Below are 13327 nucleotides of genomic sequence, written 5' to 3'. Positions count from 1 at the left end.
GATCCTACGAAGTCACCTTTTGTTACTTGTAATACTTGCTCTTTCATTTTATGTATCCTCCTTTTTAATAAGTTATCTATATGTAATTTCTAAGAAATGTTTATTTCATAGTTTTTATGTTAGCGTTACATTAAAGTTATTAACGTAACGTTTGTAACATTAATGTAACATAACTATTGCTACGTTGCAATATAATTACGTAAATTTTATTACACTTTTTTTACGTTTTTTTATAAACACCCTTAAAAACCCCGTTTTAATGCACTTTCTACTAAACTGACATTTGTAATGTTATTGTAACATTACAGTCATATAACGAAACACCCTCATACATACCTCTATTTTTGTTACAAATTAAAGTGCATATTCAAAGTAATAAGATGGCGCCTATCAAATTTTTACTGACGGTTCACGCGAGATAAAATACGATCTTTCCAAGATAAGTTTATATGTTTCCTCTATATAACTATGTATAATAAAAGCAAAGAGGTGGTCATTTTGAAATTAATCGCATTAGATATGGATGGTACGCTACTATCATCTAATCTTGAAATCTCCAAAGAGAACTTACAAGCTATCCAAACTGCAAAAGAGGCTGGTCATATAGTCATGATTTGTTCTGGTCGTGCAAAAGAGGATGCTTTGAAATTATTGGAAGAATATAAACTATCTCTTCCAGTTGGAGCGAGCAATGGGGCAATTGTTTATGTGGATGGAAAAGTAATTAACTCGCGTTGTTTACAAAACGATAAAGTATACAAGCTTGCAAAATTACTAGAATCTGAAGGTTTTCCTTATAAGCTATATACGAATAAAGGAGTTTATTCTCCATATACATGGCAAGATCAAGTCATGCAAGCGTTCGAAGAAAACAAGCATGCACTAGATGTTACACTTGAAGAACTTGAAAGAATTACAGAAAAACAAAAGAAATCAAACTTAATTACTGATTTCCAAAAAATAGAAGATGTTGTAAATAATCCAGAATTAGAAATATCTAAATTCTTCATTTTGACATTTAATGCAGCGCATCGTGCACAGCTATTAAGCATGTTACAAGAAGACACTGATATTTCAGTTACGGCATCAGCTCCTACTAATTTAGAAATTATGGATAAGCATGGTCATAAAGGGAACGGTCTACAAGAAATGGCTGCTTATTTCAATATACCAATTGAAGATACTATTGCGATTGGGGACAACTTTAATGATGTGCCAATGTTACAAGTAGCTGGCTTATCAGTTGCAATGGGAAACGCTGAAGAAGATGTAAAAAAATTATGTGATGTCGTAACATTAACAAATAATGAGCATGGTGTTGCTCACGCAATCGAGAAATTTGTATTGCAACAAACTTCATCTAGTAAATAAAAAAAGGACTCTTTCAATTTGAAAGGGTCCTTTTCTTTTATACATGATGACAAGCAACAAAATGCTCTTCACCAACATTACGGAATTCTGGTACCGTTTGTTTACAAATATCTGTTGCAAACGGGCAACGTGTATGAAAGCGACAACCCGAAGGTGGATTTGCTGGACTTGGAATATCACCCTCTAGTATAATCCGCTCTCGCTTCACTGTTGGATCTGGTATTGGCACAGCTGATAACAATGCTTTTGTATACGGATGCAGTGGGTTCGCAAATAACTCATCACGCGGCGCTGTTTCCACAATCGTTCCTAAATACATAATTCCAATTTTCGTACATAAGTGCTCTACTACGCTTAAATCATGTGAAATGAACAAATAAGATAGTCCCTTTTTCTCCTGTAACTCACTAAATAAATTAATGATCTGTGCTTGAATAGATACATCTAGTGCTGCCACAGGTTCGTCAGCTACTATAAATTCCGGATTTAATACCATAGCTCTTGCGATAACGATACGCTGACGTTGTCCACCAGAAAACTCATGAGGATACCGGTCAATATGATATGGGGCTAAGCCACATAACTCTAATACTTCTGTCACTTTTTCACGAACATTTTCTTTCGTCGCTAGTCCGTGAGCCAACATCGGCTCGCCAAGTGCTTCTCCAATCCTCATTCTCGGATTCAATGAGCTAAATGGATCTTGAAACACAAGCTGCATATTAGGACGATGTTTTCTCAATTCCTCTTTTGATAGAGAATGAACATCGTGTCCTTTAAACTTCACTTCTCCCTCCGTTTTTTGAACGAGACGTAAAATTGTTTTTCCTATCGTCGTTTTTCCGCTTCCTGATTCACCAACGAGACCGAAAACTTCACCTTTATTAATAGTAAAACTTACTCCATCAACTGCTTTCACATGTCCAATCGTTCTACTAAATATGCCGCCTTTAATTGGGAAATATGTTTTTAAGTTTTTTACTTCTAATAATGGTTCACTCATTGTCCCGCACGCTCCTCATATAACCAGCAAGCTACTTTATGATTCTCATCATGTACATTCAGATTTGGCGCTTCTTCTTTACATATTTCCATACAATGCTCACAACGACCGCTGAAGTAGCAAAATTCATCCAAACCGACTAAATTAGGAACTTGCCCTGGAATAGAATATAGTTTATCTATTCGTTTCCCCATCACTGGTTTTGATTTCAGCAAGCCTTTCGTATACGGGTGTTTCGGATTTTGGAATATTTCTAGTACTGGTGCTTCTTCAATTACTTTCCCACCATACATAACGACAACGTAATCAGCCATTTCTGCTACAACGCCTAAATCATGTGTAATTAATAAAATGGATGTTTTAAATTCTTCTTTTACTTGTCTTAATAAGTCTAATATTTGAGCTTGAATCGTAACATCAAGAGCCGTTGTCGGTTCATCCGCAATTAATAACTTCGGATTACAACTAAGTGCAACAGCAATCATAATACGTTGTAACATACCACCACTCAGTTCGTGCGGATATGAATGGACGATTTCATCCGCACGAGCTATGCCGACTTTACGAATTAACTCAATTGCCTTCTTATACGCTTCATTCTTACTAAGTAATTCATGCTCCCTTAACGTCTCTACGATTTGTTCCCCTACAGTGAAGACTGGATTCAGCGATGTCATCGGTTCTTGGAAAATCATCGCAATATCATTACCTCGTAAACTACGAAGCTCTTTCTCTTTCATTCCTAAAAGACTTTTTCCTTCATATAAAATATCTCCACCTACTACACTGCCTGATTCAGCAATAAGTCCCATAATAGATAAAGCTGTTACACTTTTCCCACAACCTGATTCGCCTACAACACAAACAGTTTCACCTTCTCGAACTGTAAAGCTAACATGATTCACAGCTTTTACTGTCCCTTCTTCTGTCTGAAAGTGTGTTTGTAAGTCTTTCAGCTCTACTACCGCTTTACTCATACCTTCTCACCTACCGTCTCATCTTTGGATCTAACGCATCACGAAGTGCATCACCAAGTAAATTAATGGATACAACTGTTATAAAAATTGCAAAACCAGGCGGAATCCATAACCACGGACGCTTTTGGAAATCAATTAACGAGTTAGCTGCACTAATCATATTCCCCCATGATGGTGTAGGTGGAACGACGCCGAGACCTAAGTAACTTAGTGCGGATTCACTTAAAATTGAACCTGCAACACCCAAAGTTGCTACAACAATAAGCAACGGAAAGACGTTAGGAATTAAATGATGAATAATTTTCCGAGAATCCTTTAATCCTAATACATCTGCCGCTTGCATAAAAGCTTGCTCCCGCAATGTTAAAATTTGTCCTCTCACAAGCCGGGCAAGTCCTGGCCATCCTACTAAACTTAAAATAATCATTACAACATATAAACGGTATTCCGATGGTAATTTCCATTCTGATAAAATTGCTCCCATTATAATAAGTAGCGGTAATCCCGGAATGGACATTAACACATCCGCAACACGCATAATTAGATGATCCACAACCCCTCGATAAAAACCAGCAATTGCTCCTAATAGAGCACCTAGTATAACGGATAGTAGCATCGACGCTAAACCAATTGTTAATGAAATACGTCCTGCTTGCATAAGTCTAGTTAAAATATCTCGTCCCAACTGGTCTGTTCCAAGCCAATGTGACAAGCTGGGTGGTTTATTAATTTGTGTTACTTGTACTTTCCCATCAGCATACGGTGAAAAGATCGGACCGATAAAACTAAATAAAAACATAAATATTAAAACGTATAGGCCATACAATGCCATCTTATTTTTCTTAATTTTTTTATACGCTTGGCGCCATGGTGATGATTCGTTACCCTTTTTCCGTTCTTTCTTTTTCTTTATTAGTGGTGTAATAGTCTCCATATCTTTCCCCCCTTACTTCAATCGAATTCTTGGATCAACAAACGCATATACAATATCTGCTAAGAAATTAGCCATAATTGTTAAACACGAAAGAAACATCGTAAAAGCCATTAATACCGTATAATCACGGAAGTTTAATGCTTCTAATTGAATACTCCCAATCCCTGGCCAGTTAAAAATCTGTTCAATAATAATAGCCCCTGAAAATAAACCTGGTAATTCAAAAGCGAGTAATGTAATTGCTGGTAAAATTGCATTTTTCAATGCATGTTTATAAATAACGGTTCTTTCTTTTAAGCCTTTTGCACGAGCAGTACGAATGTAATCTTGCCTAACAACATCCAACATGCTGGTTCTAAAATATCGTGTTAATGATCCTACACCAAGAAGCGTTAAAATAAATACAGGTAGAATCATATGACGTAATACTTCTAATATGTATGCTATCCCTGTTGAGTTACTCCCAATATCAATCATGCCACCAATAGGTAGTAATTTTAAATCAACTGCTAATAATTTAATTAAAAATAGTCCTATAAAGAATGATGGAAATGACATTGCTGCAAAGACACCGATTGTTACCAATCTATCAAACCAAGAGTGCTGCTTTGTTGCAGAAATAACCCCAATAATAAGAGCGATAATCCAAGTGAAAAATAAAGCGGCAACAGCAACGATAAATGTATTCCAAATAAATTTATTAAGTAATGAAGTTACAGGTTCTTGATACTGTAAAGAAAATCCAAAATCACCATGCAAAGCATTCCCTAACCAATGAAAATACCTTTCAATAATTGGTTTATTTAAGCCGTATAATTCCCTTAATTCTTGGGCTCTCTCTGGTGTTAACTTTGGATTTGAATCAATATAATCTCCCGGCAAAAGTGCAAATAAGAAAAAAATAATAATAGATGTACCAAACAATGTAGGGATCATTTGAAGGAACCTACGAATGATATATGTTTTCACCTTTTGTCTCCCCAATCCTATTTACTTAAAAATAGAAGAACATTTTTTCAAAACAGCTACCATTCCATTGCTGTGTGAAAAAACGTCTTCTATTATTTAGGTCAACCCTTATTGTTCAATAGATAACACTGGTAAATTGGAACTAATGCTATCGTACTTTTCTGGATCAATTCCTTTTATACGTGCATTATGAGCATAAAGTAGTTTACGATAGTTTAATAAAATAACTGGTGGATCATCACTTAACTCTTTATACAGCTCTTTATAAATCGCTTTACGTTTTTCAATATCTGTCGTTCCTATACCTTTTACAATCAAATCATCTACTTTCGGATTATTATAACCCGTATCACTTTTTGGATTAGTTGATAAGTACTCACTTACAACTTCACTTGGATCACTAATTCCTGGTGTTGAAACTGCTGCTAAATCGTAGTCACCTTTTCCTACTTTTGAAAGCATCGTATTAAAGTCCATCAATTCTGGATTTAATTCAACACCAATTTCTTTGTAACTTTCTTTTGCAATCGGAATAAAGATATCATTTGTTTTACCTGTATTTGATGCGTAGTATGTTAATTTTAATTTTTGACCATCTTTTTCACGAACCCCGTCAGAACCTACTTTCCAACCAGCCTCATCCAATAATTTTTTAGCCTTTTCTACGTCGTGTGGATATTTATTAATACCTTCTTCTGTATATGCCCATGAAACTGGCGCAATTGGTACGTTAGCAACAGAGCCATATCCTTGTAAAGCTGTATCCACATACTTCTTACGGTCTAATCCATAAGTAAGTGCTTGGCGTACCTTTTTATCTTTCAAATACGATTTCTTATTATTTACATAGATATAAGCAATATCACTTGATGATTCAAGATTAATATTTGCAAACTCTAATCCTTTTAATTGGTCTATATTCTCAGGATTTGCTCTAAATCCACTATAGTCCAGTTCACCTGTTTGGAATAATTGGAATCCAGTATCACCTGATGTGATTTTATAAATAAAGTTTTTGATTTTTGGTTTACCTGCATAATAATTTTCGTTAGCAACAAAGCGTACTTCTTGACCTGGAACATATTTTTCAAATTTATATGGACCCGCTGCAATTGGTTGCCCATATAATGCTTTTAAATAGTCTAAACTTGTATTTTGTTTATAATCTTTTCCATAATAAGCTTTTGATAGCACTGGGCCACCTAAATTCGTTAGCGCCTGTGAATTAACTTTTTCAGTTGTAATTTTAATTGTCTGTGGATCAACAACTTGAATTCCTTCAATAGAAGTTGCTTTTCCTTCTTTATATTCTTTCCCGCCTTTAACAGCATACTGAGCAATATCCAATCCACCTTCATACGCTTTATCATGAAGTAGTGTTAATGTAAATGCTACGTCATCCGCTGTTAAAGACGAACCATCACTAAATTTTAAATTTTTACGTAAATGGAATGTATATGTTAACTGGTCAGCAGAAATATCCCATTTTTCTGCAAGGTCCGGAATAGGTTTACTTTGTTTGTCTGTTGTTACCAGTGACGCAAAAATAACAGACGTTACATTTCCATCCCAACCATTATCTTGAAAATACGGAAGGAAAACTCCCCCTGGCTTAGAAATGGCTGTAATAAAAGTATCTTTTCGCTGATTTGCTTTCTCTGGACTTTTCTTTTTATCTGTAGCTGGAATTGATTCAATCTTAGCGTCTTTTAAATCCTGCTTTTTTACCGGTTCTGTAGAAGCCGTATCTTCCCCCCCACAAGCAGATAACACAAGCGAACTACTCAGTAATACCGAAAATACACCAGCCCATTTTTTTGTCTTTTTCTTCATTGTCCCCACCCCTAACTGTTTAATAGTTATACCCTTCGAACTTATTAGCTTATGTATGCCTCCCACAGCATATTTATAGCCAATCGGAAAAGTCGGTTTTAATCGTAAAAAATAGATGTTTTTGAGGGGTAACAATCCTATTCCGACCTTTCCGGTAGACTTTATGGTTATTAGCTTATATCGTCCGTTATATTTTGTCAATTCTTTCTAAATAAATATTTTGAGAATTTTTTAAAAATTATTATTCTATCTTTAATTTAGGTAAACTTAATAAAATACCGTTATAGTTATCTTCTTGTAATCCTTGAATTCGTGCATGATGTGCAGACACCACTTTGCTATTATTCAAGAAGATTACAGGCGGGTCTTCACTTAACTCTTGATATAACTTTTTATAAATTTCTTTTCGTTTTTCAATATCCAACGTTTCTAATGCTTGCTTAGCTAATTCATCTACTTTCGGATTATAATATCCATCATAATTTCGTTTACTTGTTGAAACAAACTCTTCAATCGTTCCGCTCGGATCATCAATCATTGGCGTAGATACCATTGCTAAATCATAATCACCTTTTATCACTTTTGAAATCATCGTATTAAAGTCCATATATTCTGGGTTAAACTCTACACCCAACTTTTTATAATCTTCTTTCATCACAGGAATCATTACATCATTTATTTTACTTGCTGATGAGGCAAAATAACTTACTTTCAATTTTTGTCCATCTTTTTCACGAATTCCATCCGAACCTGCTTTCCATCCAGCCTCATCCAGTAATTTCTTCGCCTTCTCTAAATTATACTCATATTTATTAATGCCCTCTTCTGTATACGCCCATGAAACTGGCGTAATCGGTACATTAACGAGTGACGCATATCCTTGGAAATACGTATCAATAACCTTTTGACGCTCTAATCCGTAAATAAATGCTTGGCGGACACGTTTATCTTTAAAGTATGGCTTCTTATAATTCATTTTAATGTAGCCATAAGAGCTTCCTGTATACACATTAATATTAGCAAAACCTAAATCTTTTAATTGCTCAATGGTCTCCACGTTTGTCGTAAAACCATCATAATCTACTTCTCCTGCTTGAAATTGTTGTAACTTCGTATCACCCTTTGTAATTTTATAAATAAAGTGCTCAATCTTCGGTTTTCCTTCAAAATAATTTTCATTTGCTACAAATCGAACCTCTTGACCAGGAATATATTTATCTAACTTATAAGCTCCTGCTCCCACCGGCTTCCCATACAACTCTTTTAAATACTCCAAGTGTCCTTGTTTATACTCTTTCCCGTAATACGCTTTAGATATAACTTCTCCACCGATTAATGATAGCGTTTGAGCATTTACCTTTTCAGTCGTAATCGTAATTGTTTTCGGATCAATGACTTGAATCCCCTCAATAGAATTCGCTTTTCCTTCTTTATATGCTTGCCCACCTTTTATTGCTGTTTGGCTTATATCAGTCGCACCACTATAAGTTGGATCATGTAATAACGTTAATGTAAATGCTACATCCTCCGCAGTTAACGGTGTACCATCACTAAACTTCAAATCATCTTTCAAATGGAATGTATATGTAAGCTGATCCTCCGAAATATCCCACTTCTTCGCCAAAATGGGAATTGGTTTCCCTTCCTTATCCAGTCCAACGAGAGGCGCAAAGATAGCTTGCGTTATATTACCATCCCATCCATTCTCCATAAAGTGCGGAAGGAATATCCCTCCAGGGATCGGCATTCCAACTACAAAAATATCTTTTCTTTCATTTACTTTTGTAGGACTTTTTGATTTGTCGCTCGCCTTAATAAATTCATCTTTTACTTTTAGTACGTTCCCGGCTTCATTTGTACTTGCTTCCTCTTGACCACATCCGGCTAGTAATACTGACACACTAAGAAATGTAGCAAGTGCTCCTTTAAAAGCATTTTTCATTGCCCTCTCACCTTTACCTTCCTAATTTTTATCGATGCAGGAACATAGGCCTCCTCCCTGTAACTATCTTTATTTTTCCTATAAAAATAGTATGAATTAATTTCAAGATTATTCCTTTCCTTTAAACATGTCAATCGTTCTCTTTTATTTCGTATTAAAAAATTAAAAATTCAATTCTATTCGTTCAGTATGAAACATAGAATACTAATAACCAATTACCAAAAAGGGGGCGAAAACATGGACAACCTATTCCAATACGTCCTGCACTACGTATTATTAACAATTATGATAGTCGGGGCTCTATTACTATTCCCATTCTTCCCAAAGTTCGTCCTCTTTTTAGCTTTTTTTATTATGCTCGGGATCGCCATTATCATTTCAACAAGGGAAGATACGACACAAAAAGAAAGCAGAGTTCAGCGCGTAAAGCTGTAACTCTGCTTTTTTATTTTCAATCCTGATCCGCCGTTTCACATACTTATGTCTCGGGAAATAAGTAACCGATCCAAAAAATCCCTAATATCATTTATGTTTTACAATCTATGTAAATTACGGAACAAAGATGTATCAAATTTACTGTTTCACGTGAAACACAATTTTTATTTTTCTCTTAAAGTAAAATATCAGTATAAAAAAAGCGAATCCTTTCAGCAAAGCTGAAAGGATTCGCTTTCTACTTTTTACTCCACAATATTCTCTAACTCATTATATAACTCCGCTCGTAACAACTCTTTCTTCGTTTTTTCTTCATACAATTGTTCAAGCATTTCAACATCAACTACATGTTCCATCTTACACTCAAGCATATATATATCCTCTTCTACATGCATTAACTCCGTTTCAATATCCTCAACATTCCTAACTTCTTTCTTTTTTACAGGAGCTGTTTCCATACTTTTTCTTCCTTGGCGTTGCTGCTTTATTACTTGTTTCTCGAGCTTTTCTTCCCACTTTTGACGAGCCCATGCGTAGTTCCCTGCAAACTCAAATAATTTATGCTCATCAATCCAATACGTCTTTTCAAATAACTTATTTAAAAAATAACGATCATGTGAAACAGCTAAAATCGTTCCATTATATTGCTCAAGAGCTTCCTCTAAAACTTCCCTTGATTCAATGTCGAGATGGTTTGTCGGCTCATCTAAAATTAAAAAATTGATATCTTGATACATAAGTTGCGCAAGTCTTAACCTCATTTTTTCTCCACCGCTCAGTTGCGTTACTTTCTTAAACACCGCTGGACCATAAAATAAAAACTTAGCTAATATATGTCTCGCTTCTCCCTCTGTTACAGCTACATATTCCCTGAAAGCCTCTAATACACTACTCTTCATATTTCCGTACGCATGTTGTGATAAATAACCGATTTTCACACTACTACCAATTCGGATTTCTCCAACGTCTGGCTCTATTTCTTCTAATAATAACTTTAGTAGCGTTGTCTTTCCTGTACCATTACGACCAACGATCGCCGCACGCTCTTGAAAACGAACATGTAAATTCGCTTCGTTAAATAAAGGGTGGTCAGCAAACCCTTTACTCACTTCTTTCATTACAACAACATCTTTCCCACTTCTCTCTTGCCCTTCAAACTGAAGTCCCATTTGTTTTCGTTCTAAAATAGGTTTCTTTAGTTTCTCTATACGTTCCAGTGCACGTTCCATACTTCTCGCTCTCTTATGCAATCCTTCATTCGGAGGATTCGCCTGATTTGCCCATTCACGTAGTCGCTTAATTGCTTCTTTCATTTTCTTTATTTTCTTTTGCTGTTCTTGATAAGCCTGAAACTCCTGAAGCAACCGTTCTTCCTTTTCCTCAACAAACTGAGAATAGTTCGTATGATACACGTGAATCTCTCCATCTTCTAAATCAAAAATCTTCGTTACAACTTCATCAAGAAAATAGCGATCATGTGAAATGACCATAACCGTTCCATTGTATTCTTTTAAAAATTGCTCTAGCCATTCTACGGCGAATAAATCTAAATGATTAGTTGGTTCATCTAATAGAAGTAAATCTGGTTTCTGCAATAGCATGTACGCAAGGCTTACTTTTGTTTGTTCCCCACCACTTAACTCCAGAAATGATCGAGGAAATAGTTCTATCACCTGTAGACCATTTGCTACCTTCATCATATTCGCTTCTATTTCATAACCACCGAGAAACGCAAATTTTTCTTGGATTACTCCGTATCTCTCCATTAATTTTTGTAAAGCAAACGTTTCCTGTTCTTCCGCCATATTTTTTTCTAAAGTACGCATTTCTCTTTCTAATTCCTTTTCAGCTTTAAAAGCCGAACTCAATACATCATATACAGTCATACCCTCATCAAATTTCGGAATTTGTGCCACATGACCAATACGTGTACCTTTCTTCATATGAATGGCTCCTGCATCTAAACTTTCCATTCCAGTTAGAAGCTGAAAGATTGTTGTCTTCCCACTACCGTTACGACCAACTAATCCAACACGTTCACCATTCTTTATTTCAAGCGATATATTTTCAAATATGATGTTTCCACCAAAAGATTTCGTTACATTATTTACACTACAAATTGTCATTTTCCGTACTCCTTTCAATATAAAAAACCATGGGAAAGAAACATTCCCCATGGTTTTCGACATAGAAAAAGGAAGCCAAATAGCTCCCTTTTCACACGTTTATTAAAAATGGGTGAAGAGATTTCTATCGTTCAATAGCTACTATGCAGTTGTTAAAAAAGGACAGACGTATCCCGTTAACAACTACATCATGAAAAATCGCACGACAAAAATAGATATAATCTAAAAATTTGGCACGTGCAGCTAAAGAACGTTTCATCTCATTCACCTCTTTCGTACGGAATTTAATACTTACTTCTTTATTATACTTTCCCATTTCATGTTTGAATAGTCATTTTTCTGAAAATAATGAAGATAGACTAAACATTTCAATAAGTGACATCAAATCTTACAAAACTGTTATGTTCACGTAATGGAAAGCGATAGTACGGAAAGATGCCTCCCTATACAATAAAGATGTAAACAAGAGAGACAACAAAAGGAGGAAACAATCATGATGAAAGAAATTGTGAAAGCAATCTTTGAAGTATTAGTGAACGGACAAGCAGTTGTAAAAGAACTAAACGAACTATAAAAAGGAGTGAAGGAATATGATGAACATGGTAAAAATGATTTTACACGCTCTAGTTGATGCAAAAGCAGTTAGCCAAGAATTAAACCAACAATAAAAAAGGGGTAAATGAATATGAAGAAAGCCATTATTGTAATCGCAAGTTCAGCAATTGCCTTATACACAATAAAAAATAGAAAAAAGAAGCACAATAAAAATGATCTATATTATCCATACACATTATTAAAGAAAAAATAAAAGACAAGGTACCCTATCTTAATGAGGATATCTTGTCTTTTATTTTTCCCATTCCTTTTAAAGGATTTCCTTCTCCTTTTCCCGAATGTATTAAGCGGGATTTTTACACATATTTTAAAGGGGCATATATACAAATGGATACACAACAACTATACTTTTTAAACGATATCGGCAAACAAAAACCAGAAAGCATCCGGAATAGAAGCGCGGCATGTCCTTTTTGTGACAGAGAAAATTTAACGGATATTTTAGCAACTGAAGGATCAATTATTTGGCTAAAAAACAAATTTCCTACATTAAAAGATACATTTCAAACGGTGCTAATCGAAACAGATAATTGTGAAGAACATATTGCGACATATACAGAAGAACATATGAAATCGCTAATTCGTTTTTCCATTAAACATTGGTTAGATTTGCAGAAGAATGAAGAATTCACATCTGTGATTTTATATAAAAATCATGGTCCATTCTCCGGCGGAAGTTTGCATCATGCACACATGCAGATTATCGGAATGAAATATGTAGACTATCTCGGTAACGTAGAACAGGAAAACTTCCGAGGAGTCATTGTACAAAAAAACGAACGCATTGAACTCAATATTTCAGATCGCCCTATTATCGGTTTTACTGAATTTAATATCATCATTGAAGATGTTGAATGCATAGATGAACTGGCAAATTATATTCAGCAAACTGTACGTTACATACTGACAGATTTCCATAAAGGATGTAGTAGTTATAACTTATTCTTCTATCACACAAACGGAAAAATCATTTGTAAAGTTGTTCCTAGATTTGTCGTTTCACCGTTATATGTAGGATATAAAATACCACAAGTTTCCACAAAACTAGAAGAAGTGAAAATACAACTAGCGGAGTATTTCACAAAACAAAACGACGCGATTATCCACAAAAAAATAGAGTAG

General features: G+C 35.0%; 13 protein-coding genes. 4 read left to right on the top strand and 9 right to left on the bottom strand.

Going from position 1 to position 13327, the window contains the following annotated elements; all coding sequences use genetic code 11:
* The coding region (locus ILT06_RS33220; protein ID WP_134819041.1) for a DUF3948 family protein at positions 1-47 on the bottom strand (47 nt) is incomplete at its 3' end.
* Positions 48-498: 451 nt separating this feature from the next.
* On the opposite strand from ILT06_RS33220, the gene ILT06_RS29990 reads away from it, so the two are divergent.
* Positions 499-1371, top strand: coding sequence for a Cof-type HAD-IIB family hydrolase (locus tag ILT06_RS29990; protein WP_142315334.1), 873 nt, complete (start codon positions 499-501; stop codon positions 1369-1371).
* A gap of 37 nt (positions 1372-1408) precedes the next feature.
* Here ILT06_RS29990 and ILT06_RS29985 read toward each other — a convergent pair whose 3' ends face one another.
* From ILT06_RS29985 to ILT06_RS29960, 6 genes are all read right to left on the bottom strand, one after another.
* On the bottom strand, positions 1409-2374 hold the full coding sequence (locus tag ILT06_RS29985; RefSeq protein ID WP_098101587.1) for an ABC transporter ATP-binding protein: 966 nt from the start codon (positions 2372-2374) through the stop codon (positions 1409-1411).
* Positions 2371-3351, bottom strand: a complete 981-nt coding sequence (locus ILT06_RS29980; RefSeq protein WP_000030797.1) for an ABC transporter ATP-binding protein — start codon at positions 3349-3351, stop codon at positions 2371-2373. Before ILT06_RS29980 ends, ILT06_RS29985 begins: the two co-directional genes overlap by 4 nt.
* Before the next feature lie 10 nt (positions 3352-3361).
* A complete protein-coding gene (gene opp4C, locus ILT06_RS29975; protein WP_064474380.1) occupies positions 3362-4285 on the bottom strand; it encodes an oligopeptide ABC transporter permease in 924 nt (307 codons plus the stop codon).
* Between the two features lie 12 nt (positions 4286-4297).
* Entirely contained in the window at positions 4298-5254 is a 957-nt protein-coding gene (locus ILT06_RS29970; protein ID WP_064474381.1) for an ABC transporter permease, read from the bottom strand.
* 108 nt (positions 5255-5362) lie between these two features.
* Positions 5363-7087 carry an ABC transporter substrate-binding protein gene (locus ILT06_RS29965; RefSeq protein ID WP_222655844.1) on the bottom strand — a complete coding sequence of 575 codons (1725 nt, stop codon included), beginning with the start codon at positions 7085-7087 and terminating at the stop codon, positions 5363-5365.
* Between the two features lie 241 nt (positions 7088-7328).
* The gene (locus tag ILT06_RS29960; RefSeq protein ID WP_098101585.1) at positions 7329-9029 is read right to left on the bottom strand and encodes an ABC transporter substrate-binding protein; all 1701 of its coding nucleotides are present in this window, start codon (positions 9027-9029) and stop codon (positions 7329-7331) included.
* A gap of 237 nt (positions 9030-9266) precedes the next feature.
* Between ILT06_RS29960 and ILT06_RS29955 the strand changes: the two genes are divergently transcribed.
* On the top strand, positions 9267-9464 hold the full coding sequence (locus ILT06_RS29955) for a hypothetical protein (RefSeq protein WP_000369259.1): 198 nt from the start codon (positions 9267-9269) through the stop codon (positions 9462-9464).
* A 245-nt stretch (positions 9465-9709) separates the two neighbouring features.
* On the opposite strand, the gene abc-f is transcribed toward ILT06_RS29955, so the two are convergent.
* The gene (gene abc-f, locus ILT06_RS29950) at positions 9710-11590 is read right to left on the bottom strand and encodes a ribosomal protection-like ABC-F family protein (RefSeq protein WP_149173327.1); all 1881 of its coding nucleotides are present in this window, start codon (positions 11588-11590) and stop codon (positions 9710-9712) included.
* A 124-nt stretch (positions 11591-11714) separates the two neighbouring features.
* Positions 11715-11849 (bottom strand): RAxF-45 family protein, encoded by a 135-nt coding sequence (locus ILT06_RS29945; protein ID WP_046956655.1) that lies wholly within the window; start codon positions 11847-11849, stop codon positions 11715-11717.
* Positions 11850-12269: 420 nt separating this feature from the next.
* On the opposite strand from ILT06_RS29945, the gene ILT06_RS29940 reads away from it, so the two are divergent.
* Positions 12270-12398 carry a hypothetical protein gene (locus ILT06_RS29940; RefSeq protein WP_064474385.1) on the top strand — a complete coding sequence of 43 codons (129 nt, stop codon included), beginning with the start codon at positions 12270-12272 and terminating at the stop codon, positions 12396-12398.
* Positions 12399-12532: 134 nt separating this feature from the next.
* The gene (locus ILT06_RS29935) at positions 12533-13327 is read left to right on the top strand and encodes a DUF4931 domain-containing protein (RefSeq protein ID WP_064474386.1); all 795 of its coding nucleotides are present in this window, start codon (positions 12533-12535) and stop codon (positions 13325-13327) included.

Origin of the sequence: Bacillus sp. 17RED48, from assembly GCF_019837545.1 — a bacterium.
Lineage (GTDB): Bacteria > Bacillota > Bacilli > Bacillales > Bacillaceae_G > Bacillus_A > Bacillus_A wiedmannii.
Note: the sequence above shows the minus strand (reverse complement) of the source record. Positions and strands in the feature narration are given on the sequence as shown.